The organism is Streptomyces sp. NBC_01166 (genome assembly GCF_045039765.1).
GTDB lineage: Bacteria > Actinomycetota > Actinomycetes > Streptomycetales > Streptomycetaceae > Streptomyces.
In genome coordinates, this window is record NZ_CP108613.1 from 2,311,991 (window position 1) to 2,330,466 (window position 18,476).

At 70.6% G+C, this 18,476-nt stretch carries 16 protein-coding genes; all 16 read right to left on the bottom strand.

Annotation, left to right across the window (positions count from 1 at the left end; translation table 11 throughout):
• Positions 1 to 428: 428 nt before the first annotated feature.
• Complete coding sequence (locus tag OG379_RS10655) at positions 429 to 1,583, bottom strand: DivIVA domain-containing protein (protein WP_356716597.1); 1,155 nt, start codon at positions 1,581 to 1,583, stop codon at positions 429 to 431.
• Between the two features lie 49 nt (positions 1,584 to 1,632).
• Positions 1,633 to 1,929: a YggT family protein gene (locus tag OG379_RS10660; protein ID WP_393755630.1), complete on the bottom strand. Its 297-nt coding sequence runs from the start codon at positions 1,927 to 1,929 to the stop codon at positions 1,633 to 1,635.
• 67 nt (positions 1,930 to 1,996) lie between these two features.
• Positions 1,997 to 2,608, bottom strand: a complete 612-nt coding sequence (locus tag OG379_RS10665; protein ID WP_031098945.1) for a cell division protein SepF — start codon at positions 2,606 to 2,608, stop codon at positions 1,997 to 1,999.
• Between the two features lie 127 nt (positions 2,609 to 2,735).
• Positions 2,736 to 3,455: a YggS family pyridoxal phosphate-dependent enzyme gene (locus tag OG379_RS10670; protein WP_405661523.1), complete on the bottom strand. Its 720-nt coding sequence runs from the start codon at positions 3,453 to 3,455 to the stop codon at positions 2,736 to 2,738.
• Positions 3,456 to 3,461: 6 nt separating this feature from the next.
• A complete protein-coding gene (gene pgeF / locus OG379_RS10675; protein ID WP_405661526.1) occupies positions 3,462 to 4,193 on the bottom strand; it encodes a peptidoglycan editing factor PgeF in 732 nt (243 codons plus the stop codon).
• 17 nt (positions 4,194 to 4,210) lie between these two features.
• A complete protein-coding gene (gene ftsZ, locus OG379_RS10680; protein WP_393755642.1) occupies positions 4,211 to 5,425 on the bottom strand; it encodes a cell division protein FtsZ in 1,215 nt (404 codons plus the stop codon).
• Positions 5,426 to 5,701: 276 nt separating this feature from the next.
• On the bottom strand, positions 5,702 to 6,496 hold the full coding sequence (locus OG379_RS10685; RefSeq protein ID WP_405661528.1) for a cell division protein FtsQ/DivIB: 795 nt from the start codon (positions 6,494 to 6,496) through the stop codon (positions 5,702 to 5,704).
• Between the two features lie 49 nt (positions 6,497 to 6,545).
• Positions 6,546 to 7,640, bottom strand: a complete 1,095-nt coding sequence (gene murG / locus OG379_RS10690) for an undecaprenyldiphospho-muramoylpentapeptide beta-N-acetylglucosaminyltransferase (RefSeq protein ID WP_393755648.1) — start codon at positions 7,638 to 7,640, stop codon at positions 6,546 to 6,548.
• Between the two features lie 6 nt (positions 7,641 to 7,646).
• Positions 7,647 to 9,113: a putative lipid II flippase FtsW gene (gene ftsW, locus OG379_RS10695; protein WP_405661530.1), complete on the bottom strand. Its 1,467-nt coding sequence runs from the start codon at positions 9,111 to 9,113 to the stop codon at positions 7,647 to 7,649.
• 129 nt (positions 9,114 to 9,242) lie between these two features.
• Positions 9,243 to 10,676, bottom strand: a complete 1,434-nt coding sequence (gene murD, locus OG379_RS10700) for a UDP-N-acetylmuramoyl-L-alanine--D-glutamate ligase (RefSeq protein ID WP_405661532.1) — start codon at positions 10,674 to 10,676, stop codon at positions 9,243 to 9,245.
• Complete coding sequence (mraY, locus tag OG379_RS10705; RefSeq protein ID WP_104789809.1) at positions 10,658 to 11,728, bottom strand: phospho-N-acetylmuramoyl-pentapeptide-transferase; 1,071 nt, start codon at positions 11,726 to 11,728, stop codon at positions 10,658 to 10,660. Before mraY ends, murD begins: the two co-directional genes overlap by 19 nt.
• Entirely contained in the window at positions 11,725 to 13,143 is a 1,419-nt protein-coding gene (murF, locus tag OG379_RS10710; protein WP_393755655.1) for a UDP-N-acetylmuramoyl-tripeptide--D-alanyl-D-alanine ligase, read from the bottom strand. Before murF ends, mraY begins: the two co-directional genes overlap by 4 nt.
• A gap of 4 nt (positions 13,144 to 13,147) precedes the next feature.
• Complete coding sequence (locus OG379_RS10715; RefSeq protein WP_405661535.1) at positions 13,148 to 14,875, bottom strand: UDP-N-acetylmuramoyl-L-alanyl-D-glutamate--2,6-diaminopimelate ligase; 1,728 nt, start codon at positions 14,873 to 14,875, stop codon at positions 13,148 to 13,150.
• Positions 14,876 to 14,891: 16 nt separating this feature from the next.
• A complete protein-coding gene (locus OG379_RS10720; RefSeq protein ID WP_405661537.1) occupies positions 14,892 to 16,883 on the bottom strand; it encodes a penicillin-binding transpeptidase domain-containing protein in 1,992 nt (663 codons plus the stop codon).
• Between the two features lie 4 nt (positions 16,884 to 16,887).
• Complete coding sequence (locus OG379_RS10725; protein ID WP_405661539.1) at positions 16,888 to 17,421, bottom strand: septum formation initiator family protein; 534 nt, start codon at positions 17,419 to 17,421, stop codon at positions 16,888 to 16,890.
• A gap of 49 nt (positions 17,422 to 17,470) precedes the next feature.
• Complete coding sequence (rsmH, locus tag OG379_RS10730) at positions 17,471 to 18,436, bottom strand: 16S rRNA (cytosine(1402)-N(4))-methyltransferase RsmH (RefSeq protein WP_401510437.1); 966 nt, start codon at positions 18,434 to 18,436, stop codon at positions 17,471 to 17,473.
• Positions 18,437 to 18,476: the final 40 nt, after the last annotated feature.

An 18,476-nucleotide genomic window follows, 5' to 3' on the forward strand; every position in this document is an offset into this window, starting at 1 on the left:
CCCGGCCCCGGGGAGCCGCCCCTCCCCTGCCGGAAAGCCGGACCCCAGCCAGGGCTCGCCCCCGGGGAGATGCCAGCCCGGGTCCCCGGGGAGCAGGCCCCCTCCCTCACCGGGGAGGCCGAACCCCGGCCAAGCCTCACCCCGGCGCCTCCTCCTGTCCGGGATGCAACCAGCCCCCGGCCCCCACCCGGGACGCCCGTCCCGCCCCTCGGGAACACCTCCCAGCCCCTCCGGCGATTGAGGAGCGGGGGGTCCGGGGGCGGAGCCCCCGGTCATGGGAAGGGGGGACAAGCCCCCCGCAGCGGCCCACCCCACCCAGCCCGCCGGCCCACCCGCGGACAGGGCACGCAAAAGGGCCGGGCCCCGGGAAAACCCGGGGCCCGGCCCTCAGCCTGCCGACGGCTACGCGCTCAGCGAGCGCGAACCGCTCAGTTGTCGTCCTCGTCGATCAGGAACCCACGCATCGGCGACGGCGCCTGCTGCATCGGCTGCGGCGCCTGCGGCCGCACCGGTGCCATCGGCTGCGTCATCGCGGGCGACATCTGCTGCTGGCCGCCGCCGTACGACGGGCCACCGCCCATCGACTGGTTGCCGCCACCCATCTGCTGGTTGCCGTGACCACCGTGGTTGCCACCCATGGTGTGCCCCATCGCACCCGCACCGGCCGGAGCCAGCGAAGGCGACGGCGGCAGCGAGGCGGCGGCGGGCGTCCGCGGCGGAGCCAGCGAGTCGTCGGCCTGGGTCTCCAGCTGACGCAGCTGGCTCTCCAGGTAGGACTTCAGACGGGTCCGGTACTCGCGCTCGAAGCCACGCAGGTCCTCGACCTTGCGCTCCAGCGTCGCGCGGGCCGACTCCAGCGAGCCCATCGCCACGCGGTGCTTCTCCTGCGCGTCCCGCTCCAGGGCGTCCGCCTTGGCACGGGCGTCACGCTCGAGGCCCTCGGCACGGCTGCGCGCCTCGCCGACGATCTTGTTGGCCTCGGAACGGGCCTCCGCGATCGCCTGGTCGGCGGTCTGCTGAGCAAGGGAGAGGACACGGGCGGCGCTGTCGCCACCGGGACCGCCCTGGCCGGGCTGCTGCATCTGCTGCTGCTGCTGCATCTGCTGCATCTGCTGCTGCGGTGCGTGACCGCCCATGGGGCCGCCCATCGGGCCACCCATGGGACCGCCCTGCATCGGGCCGGGGCCGTGCGGGCCCTGCGGACCGGGACCGTGGCCACCCTGGGGGCCATGGCCGCTGGGACCGGCAGGCAGCTGCGGAGCTCCACCGGGCAGCTGGGGGGGACCCATCTGCGGGGGCTGCTGCTGCTGTACCGGCGGACCAGATATGGCGGCGGGCACCGGGGCCCCCGGCCGGTCCTGCTGCTCCGGCGGTTTCCGCATTCCCTGCTGCTGCTGGTTCTGCGCGGCGGCACGCGTGGCCGCGGCCAGCTTGGCGCGCAGGTCCTCGTTCTCACGGAGCAGTCGGGTCAGTTCCGATTCGACCTCGTCGAGGAAGGCATCGACCTCGTCCTCGTCATAGCCTTCTCGGAGGCGGACGGTCGTGAACTGCTTGTTCCGCACGTCCTCGGGGGTCAGCGGCATCTCTTCTTCACCTCTACGTAGTCGTCGGCAGTCGGCAAGACCGTATCGTTCACACGCTGCTCGCAAGTTTGCCCAGGAGGTTGAGCAGAATGTAGACGATGATCATCAGAACGAAGAAGGACAGGTCAAGTGCCACGCCCCCGAGACGCAACGGCGGTATGAACCGCCGCAGAAGCTTCAGCGGTGGATCCGTGACAGTGTAAGTGCCCTCGAGAACGACCACCATCGCCTTGCCTGGCTGCCATGAACGTGCGAACTGGAAGACATAGTCCATGACCAGCCGGAAGATCAGCACGATGAGGAAACACATCAGCGCGATATAGACCACATCCAGTGCGATGCCCATGTCCCGCGCTTCCCTCTCCCCTGGCTCTCGTAGCCCCGGCCACCCGGCCGGGTTGTTCCCGGTGTTCTCAGCTCTGGTTGAAGAACCCGCCCTCTGCGATGCGGGCCTTGTCCTCCGCCGTGACATCGACGTTAGCAGGCGACAACAGGAACACCTTCTGCGTCACACGCTCAATGCTGCCATGGAGACCGAAGACAAGTCCTGCGGCAAAGTCGACAAGTCGCTTCGCATCCGTGTCGTCCATCTCCGTGAGATTCATGATCACCGGAGTGCCTTCGCGGAAGTGTTCCCCGATGGTACGGGCCTCGTTGTAGGTCCTGGGGTGCAGCGTGGTGATCCTGTAGGGCTCACGCTCGGACACGACCTTGGGCATGATCACCGGTGCGTTCTTCTCCATGTTCGGGCGGTCAGGTGTGATGGATGCCACGGGGGCGATTCGGGCGGGTCGTCCGCTTTCCGCCGGGAGCTGAACCGGTTCCCGCGGCGCGGGCGGCTGTACCGATCGCACCGGTTCGTCCCGTTCCCGCTCCACAGGATGCGCGGGCTGGTGCCGCCGCCGGTCCCGCTCCGGCTCCGGCTCGGGTTCGAATTCGTCGTCGGGGTCGAACCCCGGACCGTCGTACCCATCGTCCTCCACGAGGCCGAGGTAGACCGCCATCTTGCGCATCGCGCCGGCCATGCTCCGAGTCCTCCGCTCTGTGGTGGATCGGCATTCGTGTCACCAAGTGCCCGAGATCCACTCCGGCCTGCCCGCTTCAAGCGGGAATGACCATATTTTCTGCTGTGGTCCGACTTGCTTCGCGACGTTACCCGAGCCGGGGTCGGACTCCGAGTACCGCCGTACCGACGCGTACATGTGTCGCCCCGGCCGCCACCGCGTCCTCGAGGTCCGCGCTCATCCCAGCAGAGACCATGTTCGCAGCCGGATGGTTCCCGCGCAGGCGGGATGAGAATTCCATCAGGCGGTCGAACGCGGCCCGTTGCCGGCCGGCGTAGGGACCGGCGAGCGGGGCGACGGTCATCAGGCCGTCGAGCCTGAGCCCTTCCGCCGCTTCCACCGCGGCCGCCAACTCCTCGATCGCGTCCGGCGCGACCCCGCCCCGGTCCCCTCGCTCACCGCTCTCGGCGTCGAGAGCGACCTGGATGAGGCAGCCGAGCTCTCGCTCACCCCGGACGGCCGCGGCCGAGAGTGCGGTGACCAGCTTCACGCGGTCCACCGACTGCACCACGTCGGCATAACCGGCCACGGACCGGACTTTGTTGGTCTGCAACTGTCCGACGAAGTGCCATGTGAGCGACAGATCCGCACAAGCCTCGGCTTTCGGCGCCGCGTCCTGATCACGATTCTCCGCGACCTGCCGCACACCGAGTTCGTGCAGAATGCGCACGTCGCTCGCGGGGTAGGTCTTGGTGACCACGACGAGGGTCACTTCCTCCCGCTTGCGGCCGGCCGAGACGCAGGCGGAAGCAATGCGTTCCTCCACCTGTGCCAGGTTCGCCGCGAGTTGAGCCCTGCGATCCGTCATGTCTTATCAGTCCAACCAGACATATCCGGCGAGCCGTCCTGTGGTGCGGTCGCGGCGGTACGAGAAATGGTCGCCGGATTCCAGAGTGCAGAACGGCGAGCTGTGCAGGTCCCCGACGCCGAGCTCCGCGAGCTGGGCGTGGACCCCGGCCGTGACGTCCACCGCGGGTGTTCCCCAAGCGGTCTCCGACCACGATGCCGGGACGGCTTCGGCGACCTCGGCGCGCATCTGCTCCGGAACCTCGTAACACCGTCCACAGACGGCCGGTCCGGTGTGCGCGGTGATCCGGGACGGTTCCGCCCCGAGTGCGATCATGGCCTCGACCGCGGCCGGTACGACTCCCGCGACCAGACCGGGCCTTCCCGCGTGGGCGGCGGCGACCACACCGGCCGCCGGATCGGCGAGCAGCACGGGCGTGCAGTCGGCGGTGAGCACCGCGAGCGGGAGTCCGCGCCGCGCCGTCACCACCGCGTCCACCGCGGGGATGTCCGCGGCGTCGCCCCAAGGGCCGTCCACCACGGCCACGTCACGCCCGTGCACCTGGTTCATCCAGACCACCCGGGCCGGGTCGAGACCGAGGGAGCGGGCTGCGCGCGCACGGTTCGCGCCGACGGCGGCGGGATCGTCGCCGACCGCACCGCCGAGGTTGAGCTCCTCGTACGGAACGGCGCTCACTCCGCCCCACCTGTCGGTGAAGGCGAAATGGGCGCCGCCCGCCGAAGACTCCGCGGCTTTCACCGCGTGCTGCGGACCTATCACTTCAAGAAGTCCGGTACGTCCAGCTCTTCGGCCTGGTTGTCCTGGTAGGGACGGGCCGTCGGGACGTGCGGCGGGGTGACCGGCGGCAGCGAGGTCTCGTTCGCCACGGGCGCCGGCTCGGCCGGCGTCTGGGGCTCCTCGCGCGGGGGCACGGAGCCCAGTCCGCCGCTCTGGCGGGCCGGCTCGGCGGTCCGGGCCGGCGGAGCCGACTCCTCGCGCTTGCCGGCACTGGATCCGAGGACGTTCTCCCGGCGGGCCGGCGGCTGTCCGCCGTCGAAGCCCGCGGCGATGACGGTGACCCGCACCTCGTCGCCCAGCGCGTCGTCGATGACCGCGCCGAAGATGATGTTCGCCTCGGGGTGGGCCGCCTCGCTCACCAGCTGGGCGGCCTCGTTGATCTCGAAGAGACCGAGGTCGCTGCCGCCGGAGATCGAGAGCAGGACACCGCGGGCGCCGTCGATGGACGCCTCCAGGAGCGGCGAGGAGATCGCCATCTCCGCGGCGGCCACCGCGCGGTCGTCGCCACGGGCGGATCCGATGCCCATGAGAGCCGATCCGGCCTCGGACATGACCGACTTGACGTCGGCGAAGTCGAGGTTGATCAGGCCCGGGGTGGTGATGAGGTCGGTGATGCCCTGGACACCCGAGAGCAGCACCTGGTCGGCCGACTTGAACGCGTCGAGCACGCTGACCTGGCGGTCCGAGATGGACAGCAGCCGGTCGTTGGGAATGACGATGAGGGTGTCGACCTCTTCGCGGAGCTCGGCGATGCCGTCCTCCGCCTGGTTCGCGCGTCGCCGGCCCTCGAATGTGAACGGGCGGGTGACCACGCCGATCGTCAGGGCGCCCAGCGAGCGCGCGATGTTGGCGACGACGGGTGCGCCGCCGGTGCCGGTGCCGCCGCCTTCTCCGGCGGTGACGAAGACCATGTCGGCCCCCTTGAGGACCTCCTCGATCTCCTCACGGTGGTCCTCTGCCGCCTTACGACCGACGGCCGGGTTCGCCCCGGCGCCGAGGCCACGGGTGAGTTCACGGCCGACGTCGAGCTTGACGTCGGCGTCGCTCATCAACAGTGCTTGCGCATCGGTGTTGATCGCGATGAACTCGACGCCCTTGAGACCGACCTCGATCATTCGGTTGATGGCATTGACACCACCGCCGCCGACACCGATGACCTTGATGACTGCGAGGTAGTTCTGCGGTGCTGCCACGTCGAAGGCCTCTCGCCTCGAGTTACGTGTCGTCGCTTCGCGGTAGTCCCGCCGCGACGACGGATGCCGATTGGGTCGGTCCGGACGCCGACCCAAACCCTAACGTTGAAGTTTAGGGTTACCAGTGTGTCTGCTTCTTGGACTCTTCCGAACAGGACACTAAGTCGACAAGTGGCGCACGTTCAACGAACACGCCGAACCTCCCGTTTTTCTTTTCACCCTATGTGATCACCCGTAGCGCTGACCAACCAGGGGGCTGGCCAGGCCAAACGTGCGTCAACTCTTGGACGCCGCAGGGGCGGTGGGAGCACTCACGTCGAAGTGTCCCGCTTTGGGAGACGCTTTCATGAGAGCGGTGAGCACCCGCGCCTTCACGGGCCCTTCCTCACTGCTGCCCCACATCACGGTCCGCCCCCCGGTCAGTTCGAGGACGGCGGAGTCGTACGAGGTGACCCGCACGGTCCTGGTCTCCCCCGCCACCTGCCCCGGAAGGTCCCCCGCGACACGGACCGCTTCGCGCAGCAGACGGTCACTGCCGAAGCGGCGCAGGCTGGCCGACTGATCAGGCGTCAATTCGAGCAGCGGTACACGCGGCGGCGCCTTGTCCACAGTTGCGAAGCGCACGCCTTTTCCGTCCACTTCAATGAACTTTGTGCCTTTTTCGACCAACAGGACCGGTTTCCGTTCGGTCACCTTAAGGCTGACACCGTGTGGCCATGACCGTACGACATCCACGGAGTCGATACGAGGCAACTTCTGGCGCAACCGGTCCGCGATCACCCCGGTGTCCACGGAAATCAGCGGGGACCCCACCGGGGCCGCCGCGGCGGCTTCCACTTCCCTCCGCGTGAGCACGTCGGTGCCGGTGGTCGTGACCCGCTCCAGCCTCAGCCAGGACGAGCCGTAGAGCACCCAGACCGTGCCGGCGGCGGTCAGCACGAGGCCGACAGCGGCCAGGACGAGCCGCGTACGGCCCGTCAGTCTTCGCCCCTGGGGGCCGATGTGCGGCGGGCGGGCCGGGGTGTCGGCCCGCTCGGCCTCACCGCGCTGGGCGGTCGTCGGTCCGGCCACGCTCGCTCCTTCGCCGGACCCGGGGCGCGTGCCCCGGGTCCGCACCGCCTCACGCCTTGCGGCGTGCGGCAATCGCTTCGTACACCATGCCGACGAGCAGGTCGTCGGCGTCCCGTCGCCCGAACTCCGCGGCGGCACGGGACATCTCGTACAGCCGGTGCGGGTCCGAGAGCACCGGAAGGACGTTGCCCTGCACCCATTCCGGGGTGAGCGCCGCGTCGTCCACCAGCAGACCACCGCCGGCGTTGACCACCGGCTGGGCGTTGAGCCGCTGTTCGCCGTTGCCGATCGGCAACGGGACGTAGGCGGCGGGCAGCCCGACGGCGGAGAGCTCGGCGACGGTCATCGCGCCCGCGCGGCAGAGCATCATGTCGGCCGCGGCGTACGCGAGATCCATCCGGTCCACGTACGGTACCGGGATGTAGGGCGGCATCCCCGGCATGTTGTCGATGCGCGGCAATTCGTTCTTCGGACCGACCACGTGCAGGATCTGGATTCCGGACCGCTGGAGCAGCGGTGCGATCCGCGTGACCACCTCGTTGAGGTGGCGGGCGCCCTGCGAGCCGCCGGAGACGAGCAGCGTCGGCAGGTTGGGGTCGAGACCGAAGGCGGCACGCGCCTCCGGGCGGACCCGGGCCCGGTCGAGGGTGGCGATGGTGCGGCGCAGCGGGATGCCGATGTAGCGGGCTCCGCGCAGCTTGCTGTCCGGGGTGGAGACGGCGACCCCGTGGGCGTACCGCGAACCGATCTTGTTGGCCAGGCCCGGCCGGGCGTTGGCCTCGTGGACGACGATCGGGACCCCTGCGCGCTTGGCCGCCAGGTAGCCCGGCAGGGCGACGTAGCCGCCGAAGCCGACCACGCAGTCAGCCTTGGTGCGCTCCAGGATCTGCTCGGCGGCCTTGATGGTGCCGCGCAGCCGCCCCGGGACGGTGATCAGCTCGGGTGTGGGCTTACGCGGCAGCGGTACGGCAGGGATCAGTGCCAGGTCGTACCCCCGCTCGGGTACGAGCCTGGTCTCGAGTCCGCGCTCCGTGCCGAGGGCAGTGATTCCCACGGTCGGGTCCTGCCTCCGCAGGGCGTCTGCGAGGGCAAGCGCGGGCTCGATGTGCCCGGCGGTCCCCCCGCCGGCGAGTACGACATGCACCGAAATTCACCGCTCTCCGGACGGACGCTTCGTGACGCGCCGTCTCATCGTCTTCCATCTGACCCCGGGCCTCCGCATGGCCAGGGCCGCTCTCGCCGCCGGGTCCTCCCGCGCGAAGGCGATCAGGAGTCCCACGGCGAACATGGTCGGCAGCAGGGCGGAACCCCCGTAGGAGAACAGCGGCAACGGGACACCGGCGATCGGCAACAGGCCGAGCACCGCACCGATGTTGATCACGGCCTGCGCCGTGATCCAGGTGGTCACGCCTCCCGCTGCGTACCTCACGAAGGGGTCCTCCGTGCGTCCGGCCACGCGGATACCCGCATAGCCTAGAGCCGCGAAGAGGGCCAGCACCGACAGCGTCCCCGCCAGGCCCAGTTCCTCCCCGGTGATGGCGAAGATGAAGTCGGTGTGGGGTTCGGGAAGTTGACCCCATTTTTCCACACTCGCGCCGAGCCCGGAACCGAACCATCCGCCTGAGGCGAGAGCATAGATCCCGTGCACCGCCTGCCAGCACGAGTCGCCGGGGCCGGGTTCGGACGCTCCGATGCAGCCTAGGCGGGACATCCGGTTGGGGCTGGTCTTGATGAGCAGGAAGCCGATGAGGCACGCGAAGGCGAGCACACCGGCGAAGAGCCTGGTGGGAGCGCCCGCGAGCCAGAGCAGGCCGAAGAGGATCGCGGTCAGGATGATCGCGGTGCCCATGTCGCCGCCGAGCATGATCAGTCCGAGCAGCATGAAGGCGACCGGCACGAGCGGCACGAGCATGTGCTTCCACTGGGCCAGCAGCCGCTTGTCCTGCTTGCGGGCGAGCAGGTCGGCGCCCCAGAGGATGAGGGCGAGCTTGCCGAACTCGCTGGGCTGGAGCTGGAAGGGGCCGCCGAGATAGATCCAGTTCTGGTTGCCGTTGACCGACATCCCTATCCCCGGCACCTGGACCAGGACCATCAGGAAGACCGTGCCCATGAGCAGCGGGTAGGCCAGCGCCCGGTGGAGTTTGACGGGCATCCTGGAGGCCAGCAGCATCAGGCCGGCCCCGATCACGGCGGCGAGGAACTGCTTGCGGAAGAAGTAGGTGCCGGGCCGTGCCAGCTCCAGCGCCTTGATCATCGAGGCGGAGTAGACCATGACGAGGCCGAGCACGGTGATGAGCATGCCGGCACCGAGGATCAGGTAGTACGCGGTCAGAGGCCGGTCCCAGGCCCGTCGTGCCCGCTCGTACGTCCGCCGCACCCCGGCGCCCCGGCGCGGCCGGGGCTGCCCGCCGCCGGACCTCGACGGTCCCCCGCCACGCGGCGAGGGGGGCCGTCGGGGGCCTGCGGCGGGCCGGCTCCGCAGGGCGAGCCCGGCCGGCGGCCCGGAGCCCGCGGGCAGCGGCCCGGCGAGCAGGGGCCGGGTGAGCACCCGGCTGATCGCGGCGGTGGCCCGTGAACGGCCGGCTCCGCGCGCGGCTGAGCTCTCGTCGGCCGGCATTGTCGCTGTCCCCTCCACTGCTCGTGCCCGGGGCTTTCGCCCGGGGCCCCGGCCCCGGCGGTGCTGCTCGTGCCGGGTCCCGGAACCCTCCCGGTCCTCCGGGACAGTACGACGCGGAGGCCGGGCCCGTCAGGCGCTCTCGTCGGCGAGTTGGCGGACCGCGTCCGCGAACGCCTCGCCCCGCTTGTTGTAGTTGACGAACATGTCCATCGAGGCACAGGCCGGGGCCAGCAGGACGGTGTCACCGTGCCGGGCCAGCCGTGCCGCTTCACGGACCGCTGCGGACATCGCCCCAGTGTCGGTCCGGTCGAGGTCGACCACCGGTACCTCGGGGGCGTGTCGCGCCAGGGCTTCGCGGATCAGCGCCCGGTCGGCGCCCATCAGCACGACACCCCTCAGCCGCTTCGCGGCCCCGCTGACCAGTTCGTCGAAGGTGGCGCCCTTGGCGAGGCCGCCGGCGATCCAGACGATCGGCTCGTAGGCCGCGAGGGAGGCCTCGGCGGCATGGGTGTTGGTGGCCTTGGAGTCGTCGATGTACGAGACCCCCGAGACGTCGGCGACGTGTTCGATGCGGTGGGCGTCGGGGCGGAAGGCACGCAGCCCGTCGCGCACGGCCGTCGGCGGTACGCCGAAGGCCCGGGCGAGGGCCGCCGCCGCCAGGGCGTTGGCGATGTTGTGCGGGGCCGGCGGATTGACGTCGCCGACCTCGGCGAGCTCCTGGGCCTGCTTCTGCCGGTTGGCGACGAAGGCCCGGTCCACGAGGATGCCGTCGACCACCCCGAGCTGCGAGGGGCCCGGCGTACCGAGGGTGAACCCGATGGCCCGGCAGCCCTCCTCCACGTCGGCCTCGCGCACGAGGTCCTCCGTCGCCCCGTCCTGCGCGTTGTAGACGCAGGCGACGCTGTTGCCCTCGTAGATCCGGCCCTTGTCGGCGGCGTAACCCGCCATGGAGCCGTGCCAGTCGAGGTGGTCCGGGGCCAGGTTGAGGACGGCACCGGAGTGGGCGCGCAGCGAGGGCGCCCAGTGGAGCTGGTAGCTGGAGAGCTCGACGGCGAGTACGTCGTACGTCTCGTCGCCGAGCACGGCGTCCAGCAGGGAGACCCCGATGTTGCCGACCGCGGCCGTGCGCAGGCCGGCGGCCTCGAGGATCGAGGCGAGCATCCGCACGGTCGTGGTCTTGCCGTTGGTGCCGGTGACCGCGAGCCAGGGTGCGGCATCGGGACCCCGCAGCCGCCAGGCGAGTTCGACGTCGCCCCAGACGGGGACGCCGCCCTCGGCGGCCGCCCTGAAGAGCGGCTTGCCGGGCTTCCAGCCGGGGGCCGTGACCACGAGCTCGGTGGACTCCGGCAGGGTGTCGCCGTCGCCGAGGCGCACGGTGACTCCGAGCGCCTCCAGCTCGGCGGCCTGGGCGCGGGAGCGCTCGTCGTCGCCGTCGTTGACGACGGTGACGAGAGCCCCCCGCTCGTGCAGGGCGCGGGCCGCGGGGATACCGCTGACGCCGAGCCCGGCCACCGTGACGTGCTTGCCCTGCCAGTCCACGTCGTTCACTTCTTGGCTGCCCATCCCGCGTAGAAGAGGCCGAGTCCGACGATCACGCACATGCCCTGGATGATCCAGAAGCGCACCACGACAAGGACTTCGGACCACCCCTTGAGTTCGAAGTGGTGCTGGAGCGGCGCCATGCGGAAGACCCGCTTGCCGGTCATCTTGAACGAGCCGACCTGGATGACCACCGACATGGTGATCATCACGAAGAGGCCGCCGAGGATGGCCATCAGGAACTCGGTGCGGGAGCAGATCGCGAGACCGGCGAGCGCTCCGCCGAGGGCGAGCGAACCGGTGTCACCCATGAAGATCTTGGCGGGCGAGGTGTTCCACCACAGGAAGCCGAAGCAGGCGCCCATCAGGGCCGAGGCGACGACCGCGAGGTCGAGCGGATCTCTCACCTCGAAACAGGCTTCCGGGTTGGTCAGGGTCGTCGCGTTGGCGCAGGACTCCTGGAACTGCCACAGCCCGATGAAGGTGTACGCGCCGAAGACCATCACCGACGCGCCGGTGGCGAGGCCGTCCAGACCGTCCGTCAGGTTCACGCCGTTGGACATGGCGAGAATCATGAACAGGGCCCAGACGACGAACAGCACCGGTCCGATCGACCAGCCGAAGTCCTCGACGAAGGAGAGCCGGGTCGATGCCGGGGTGTTGCCGCGGAGGTCGGCGAACTGGAGCGAGAGCACCGCGAAGGCGATGCCGACGATCAGCTGACCGGCCATCTTCGCCTTGGCACGCAGGCCCAGCGAGCGCTGCTTGACGATCTTGATGTAGTCGTCGAGGAAGCCGACGAGGCCCATCCCGGCCATCAGGAACAGGACGAGGACGCCGGAGAAGCGCATCTCCTCGCCCGTGATCACCTTCGCCAGGACGTACGCGATGATCGTGGCCAGGATGAAGGCGATACCACCCATGGTGGGCGTGCCCTTTTTACTGCCGTGGGTACGCGGGCCGTCGTCCCGGATGAACTGCCCGTAGCCCTTGCGGGCCAGAAGTTTGATCAGCAGCGGGGTGCCGACCAGGGTCAGGAAGAGCCCTATGGCTCCCGCGAAGAGGATCTGCCTCATCGGACGGCGACCTCGCCCTCGGTCGTCTCCAGCAGTGCCAGGGCGACCTTCTCCAGGCCGACCGACCGGGACGCCTTCACCAGCACGACGTCTCCCGGGCGCAGTTCACTGCGCAACAGGTCGACGGCCGCCTGTGCGTCGGACACGTGCACCGACTCCTCACCCCACGAACCCTCGTTATATGCGCCCAGTTGCAGCCAGGAGGCTTCTTGCCCCCCGACAGCGACGAGCTTGCTGACGTTGAGCCGGACGGCGAGCCGTCCGACCGCGTCGTGCTCGGCGAGCGACGCGTCACCGAGCTCGGCCATCTGACCGAGCACCGCCCACGTGCGCCCCCCGGCTGCCTGTCGGGCCTTGCCCATGGCGGCCAGCGCACGGAGTGCGGCCTTCATGGATTCGGGGTTCGCGTTGTAGGCGTCATTGACGACCGTCACACCGTCCGGACGCTCGGTGACCTCCATGCGCCAGCGGGAGAGGGTGCCCGCCCCGGAGAGCGCATCGGCGATCTCGGTCACGGACATGCCCAACTCATGGGCGACGGCGGCCGCGGCGAGCGCGTTCGACACGTGGTGCTCACCGTACAGGCGCAAGGTCACGTCGCTGCACCCGGTCGGGGTGTGGAGCGCGAAAGCGGGGCGGCCGTCGTCCGTGAGCCGCACGTTCTCTCCCCGTACGTCCGCATCCGGGGCCTCTCCGAAGAGGAGCACCCGCGCTTTTGTGCGGGATGCCATGGCCCGCACGAGCGGGTCGTCGGCGTTGAGGATCGCGGCGCCGTCCTCCGGGAGGACCTCGACGAGCTCGCCCTTGGCCTGGGCGATCGCCTCGCGGCTGCCGAACTCCCCGATGTGGGCGCTGCCCACGTTGAGGACCAGGCCGATCCTCGGTGGGGTCAGGTCGGCGAGGTAGTGGATGTGGCCGATACCGCGCGCGCCCATCTCCAGCACGAGATGGCGGGTTTCCGCCGTCGCGCGCAGCGCGGTGAGCGGCAGACCGATCTCGTTGTTGAGGGAGCCCGGCGTCCAGACTGTGGGCGCCTTGCGCTCCAGCAGCTGGGCGATCAGGTCCTTCGTGGACGTCTTGCCGGCCGAGCCGGTCAGCGCGACGACGGTGGTGCCGAGGCGTTCCACGACGGCGCGGGCGAGGGCGCCGAGGGCGGCCACGACGTCGTCGACGACGATCGCCGGGGCTCCGACGGGGCGGGCGGCGAGCACGGCCACCGCGCCCGCCTCGACGGCGCGCTGCGCGTAGTCGTGGCCGTCGACGCGCTCGCCCGCGAAAGCGGCGAACAGGGAGCCCTGCCGCACCTCCCGGGAGTCGATGACGACGGGGCCGGTGACGACGGCGGAGCCGTCCGGTACGTCGTGCGGCTGCCCGCCGACGATTCCGGCGATCTCGGCGAGGGAAAGGGCGATCACTTGGTCATCCCTGACTGTTGTTCTCGTGGGTGTGTACGCGGTCCTCGGCGTGCGCGGCGGCCGTGCGCCCCAGGGAGCGTTCGATGGCCTCGCGCAGGACCTTCCGGTCGTCGAAGGGGCGCACCACTCCGTGGATGTCCTGGCCCTGCTCGTGTCCCTTTCCGGCCACCAGCACGGTGTCACCGGGCTCGGCCCGGGCGACCGCGGCGGCGATGGCCGCGGCCCGGTCGGCCTCGACGATCACGTCGCCGCGCTCGTGGACGGGCACCTCGGCCGCACCGGAGAGCATCGCGGCGAGGATCGCGAGCGGGTCCTCGGAGCGGGGGTTGTCGGAGGTCAGTACGGCGGTGTCGGCGAGCCGTGCCGCGGCGGCGCCCATCGCGCCGCGCTTCGTCGTGTCGCGGTCACCGCCGCAGCCGAGCACGATGTGCACCCGGCCCTCGGTGACCTTCCGCAGGGAGCGCAGGACGGACTCGACGGCGTCGGTCTTGTGCGCGTAGTCGACGACCGCGAGGTACGGCTGGCCGGCGTCGACGCGTTCCAGCCGGCCGGGTACGCCGGGGACGGCCGCGATGCCGTCGGCCGCGATCTGCGGGTCGACGCCCGCGACGGCCAGGGTGACGATCGCGGCGAGGGTGTTGGCGACGTTGAACGGGCCGGGCAGCGGGGCCCTGGCGGTGATGCGCTCGCCCTTGGGGCCGATCACGGTGAAGCTGCTGTCCCGGGGGCCGACTTCGACGTCCTCGGCGCGCCACTCGGCGTCCGGGTGGCCCTCCGCCGAGAAGGTGACGACCGGGACGGACGCCTCCTCGACCAGCCGTCGGCCGTACTCGTCGTCGAAGTTGACGACGCCGAGCTTGCTGCGCTCCGGGGTGAACAGCTGCGCCTTGGCCTGGAAGTAGTCCTCCATCCCGGAGTGGAACTCCATGTGCTCCGGGCTGAGGTTGTTGAACACGGCGACATCGAAGACGCAGCCGTCGACCCGGCCGAGCACCAGGGCGTGGCTGGAGACCTCCATGGCGACCGCCTCGACCCCGCGTTCGCGCATGACGGCGAACAGTGCCTGGAGGTCGGTGGCTTCGGGGGTCGTGCGCTCCGACTTGATGCGTTCGTCGCCGATCCGCATCTCGACGGTGCCGATCAGTCCGGTGCTGCGTCCGGCGCCGCGCAGCCCGCCCTCGACGAGGTACGCCGTGGTGGTCTTGCCGGACGTTCCGGTGATGCCGATCTGGAGGAGGCCGACGCCCGGCCGTCCGTAGATCTCGGCCGCGATGTCGCCCATCCGGCCGCGCGGGTCCTCGGTGACGAGGACCGGGAGGCCGGTGTCGGCGGCGCGCTCGGCGCCCGCCGGGTCGGTGAGGATCGCGGCCGCGCCGAGGCCCGCCGCCTGGGCGGCGAAGTCGGCACCGTGGAAACGGGCACCGGGCAGGGCCGCGTACACGTCTCCGGGGCGCACGGCCCGGGAGTCGTGGGTGATTCCGGTGACCTCACCGGAATCCTGCGGTCCGGCACCGAGCCTGGCGGCCAGCTCTCCGAGGGACGTGGGCCGGAGCCTGTCCGGTCGGGGCGCTCCCGGGTAGGTCACAGGCGCGTCCTTCTGAGTGGTTTGACACTGATCAGCGTGGGGCACGGCGGTGAGCGTACCGGGCGGACCCGGCCTCTCGCGAAGTGAGGGGCCGGGGTCGCGGTACTTCTCGTTCCGGTTCCCGGGATCAGGGGTGATGGTCGTCACTGAGGGTTCCCCCGAGTTACTCGCCGGGCTTGAAGGACACCGGCAGCCGGGCGGGATCGCTGCCGGAGGGAGGGGTCTGGAGGGTCTTCAGGGCGAACTCCATGACCTTCTTGTAGATCGGGCCACAGATCTGGCCGCCGAAGTAGCTGCCCTTTGTGGGGTTCTGGATGGCGCAGTAGACGGCGATCTGCGGATCGTCGGCGGGGGCGAACCCCGCGAAGGACGCGGTGTAGCCCTTGTAGACGCCGCGTACGGGGTCGACACGGTTGGCCGTACCGGTCTTGCCCGCGACCCGGTAGCCCTCGATGTGGGCCTTGGCCCCGGTGCCTTCCTCGTCGTCCACCACGGACTCCAGCATCTTCGCCAGCGTCTTGGCCGTCTTCTCGCTGACCACCCGGGTGCGCTCCGGGGCTTCGGACGCCGTGTAGCGGTCGTCCGCGTCCTTGGTCCCGCGGACCAGGGTGGGCTCGATCCGGACCCCGCCGTTGGCGATGGTCTGGTAGACCGAGGCGGCCTGCATGGCGTTGAGCGAGAGTCCCTGGCCGAACGGGATCGTGTACTGCTGCGAGGTCGACCAGTCCTTGGGGTGGGCGATGATGCCGGGCGACTCGCCCGGGTAGTCGAGCCCCGTGGTGCTGCCGATGCCGAACTTGCGCAGGTAGGAGTACAGGACCTTGTTGGCCTCGGCCTGGGTCTTCCCGAGCTGCCCGGTGGCCAGGATGGTGCCGATGTTGCTCGACTTGGCGAGTACGCCGTTGAGCGTGAGGTACCAGGTGGGGTGGTCGATGTCGTCCCGGAAGAGCCGGTCGCCCCGGTGCAGCCGGTTGGGCACGGTGACGTGCGTACCGGGCGTTGCCGCCCCCTCCTCCAGCACCGCGGCCATGGACATGACCTTGCTGGTGGAGCCGGGCTCGTACACGTCCTGGAGGGCGGCATTGCCCAGGGCGGCCGCGTTGCTCTGTGCGAGGTCGTTGGGGTCGTAGCCGGGGGCGTTGGCCATGGCCAGCACCTCACCGGTCTTCGTGTTCTGGACGACCACGTAGCCGCGGTCCGCCTTGGACTCCTCGACCTGGTCGGCGATGGCGCGCTGGGCCGCCCACTGGATGTCGCGGTCGATCGTCAGCTCGACGTCGGTGCCCGCGACGGCCGGGATCTCCGTGGAGCCGGCGGTCGGTACGGGCCGGCCGCCCGCCTGGGCGTAGCGGATCTTGCCGTCCTCGCCCTGGAGCTGCTTGTTCAGCTGTGCTTCCAGGCCGCCGCCGCCCTTGCCCTCGGCGTTGACGAATCCCAGTATCCCGGCGGCGAGGTCGCCGTTGGGGTACACGCGCTTGGTGGTGGGCTCCTGGAGGACTCCGGCCAGGACGTTGGCTCCGGGGCCGCCCTTCGCCTTGTCCTCGGCGGCCTTCTCCGCGAAGACGGACTTGAGGTCCTTGATCTGCTTCCAGACCTGCGGGGTCTGGCGCCGTGCCAGCACCGTGTAGCGGCTCTTGGGGGTGGAGAGCTTCTTCGCCAGGTCCGCCTCGTCCTTGCCGAGGATCGGGGCGAGCAGGGCCGCCGCCTGCTGCGGCGCGTCCGGGGCCTTGCTGTCCTCGGGTGTGAAGAGCTTCGGGTCGGCCGTGATGTCGTGCGCGTCGACGCTGGTGGCCAGGGCGATGCCGCTGCGGTCGGTGATCTCACCGCGTTCGGCGGCGATCGTGTACTCCAGATAGCGGTTCTTCTCGGCCTTGGCGGAGTACGTGTCGGCGTCGACCGCCTGGACCTGGAGGAGCCGGACGACGAACGCCAGCATGACGAGGGTCAGGCAGAGGCTGATCAGGCGCAGCCGGGGGCGCGGGCTGCCCAGCCGGATGGAGCGCGGGGAGCCGCCGCGTCGCTTCCTGGCCGCCGGGCTCCGTGGACGCCGGGCGTCAGGGCGGCCGGCGGGCCGGGGGCGCCCCGGTCCGCCGGCCGCGTTACGGGAGCGCGCGGGGCCGGGGACACGGCGGCGCGGCGGTTCCTTGGACGGCACTGCGTCACCTGCCGGGGCTCGTCGGGGGCGGGGTCGGGCTGTTCGAGGCCGGTGCGGTGGGGGCCGTCGACGGCGTCGCGGGGGACGCGGAGGGCGACGCGGAGCCGGAGGACGAGGCCGGTCCGGCCGCGCTCGCCTCCGGCTCCGGGACCTCGGTGGGGGAAGGCTGCGCGGTGGCCCGCTCGGGCTCTCCGCGAACGGTGCCGTCCGGGTTCAGGAAGGCGGGGCTGCCGCCGGGCACCATGCCGAGCTCCCTGGCCCGGCGCTCCAGCGCGTCGGGTTCGGAGTAGCTGTCGACGTCCCTCTGGAGGGCCTGCTGCTCGTCGGTGAGCTCGGTGGTCTCCCGCTTCAGCTTGCTCAGCCTGAACGATCCTTCATTGAGCGCGGAGTTCAGCAGCAGGAGCGAGATCAGGCCACCCGCGAGCAGGAGCACGACCAGCAGGACGAAGGGGGTGCGGGCGGCGTTGCTCGGCCCCGACGGCATCAGCCGGGCGAGCCGGCCGGCCCGCCCCTTCATCTGCTCGGCCGTCCTGGTCACCGCGGTGCCACCGCCCTCATGCGCATCCGGCCGGCCCGGCGGGGTCCGCTCATCGCTCCTCCTCGCGGATCCGCTGGGCGCCGCGCAGCCTGGCGGGGGCGGCACGCCGGTTCTCGGCGACCTCTTCCTCGGTGGGCAGTTCGGCGCCGCGGGTCAGCAACTTCAGCCTGGGCTGGTAACGCTCGGGGACCACGGGCAGTCCGGGCGGCGCCGTGTTGGCGGCGCCGGCGGCGAAGACCTGCTTGACGAGGCGGTCCTCCAGCGAGTGGTACGAGAGGACGGCGATCCGGCCGCCGACGGCGAGGCTCCGCACCGCCGCCGGGATCGCCCGCTCCAGCACGGTGAGTTCACCGTTCACCTCGATGCGCAGGGCCTGGAAGGTGCGCTTGGCCGGATTGCCGCCGGTGCGCTTGGCGGCCTGCGGCAGGGAGTCACGGATCAGCTCGACGAGGCGGGCGCTGTTGCTGAAGGGTTCCTTCTCGCGTTCACGGACGACGGCGGAGACGATGCGCTTGGCCTGCTTCTCCTCGCCGTACGCCCGCAGGATCCGCACGAGTTCGCCCGGCGGGTAGGTGTTGAGCACCTCGGCCGCGCCGATGCCGGTCGTCTGGTCCATGCGCATGTCGAGCGGCGCGTCCTGGGCGTACGCGAAGCCGCGGTCCGCCTCGTCCAGCTGCATGGAGGAGACCCCGAGGTCGAACAGCACGCCCTGGACCTTGGGGATCCCCAGCCGGTCGAGGACCTCGGGGAGTTCGTCGTAGACCGCGTGCACCAGCGTGGCGCGGTCGCCGTACGGGGCGAGGCGCTCGCCGGAGAGCCGCAGAGCTTCCTTGTCCCGGTCGAGGGCGACCAGCCGGACCTCGGGGAAGGCGGCGAGCAGGGCCTCGCTGTGCCCACCGAGCCCGAGGGTGCAGTCGACGACGACCGGGGGCCGCGGTCCCGTCGCCTCCAGAGCCGGGGCCAACAGGTCCAGGCATCGCTGGAGCATCACCGGGACGTGTCGGGTCTGGCTCAAAGCGCCCTCTCAGGCTATGTCCCGTGTGGCCGCACATACG

Excerpts from the sequence above, each read along its gene's own strand:
- OG379_RS10655 (WP_356716597.1), bottom strand. The coding sequence starts at position 1,583 with ATGCCGCTGACCCCCGAGGACGTGCGGAACAAGCAGTTCACGACCGTC.
- OG379_RS10660 (WP_393755630.1), bottom strand. The coding sequence starts at position 1,929 with ATGGGCATCGCACTGGATGTGGTCTATATCGCGCTGATGTGTTTCCTC.
- OG379_RS10665 (WP_031098945.1), bottom strand. The coding sequence starts at position 2,608 with ATGGCCGGCGCGATGCGCAAGATGGCGGTCTACCTCGGCCTCGTGGAG.
- OG379_RS10670 (WP_405661523.1), bottom strand. The coding sequence starts at position 3,455 with ATGACGGATCGCAGGGCTCAACTCGCGGCGAACCTGGCACAGGTGGAG.
- ftsW (WP_405661530.1), bottom strand. The coding sequence starts at position 9,113 with ATGCCGGCCGACGAGAGCTCAGCCGCGCGCGGAGCCGGCCGTTCACGG.
- murD (WP_405661532.1), bottom strand. The coding sequence starts at position 10,676 with ATGGGCAGCCAAGAAGTGAACGACGTGGACTGGCAGGGCAAGCACGTC.
- mraY (WP_104789809.1), bottom strand. The coding sequence starts at position 11,728 with ATGAGGCAGATCCTCTTCGCGGGAGCCATAGGGCTCTTCCTGACCCTG.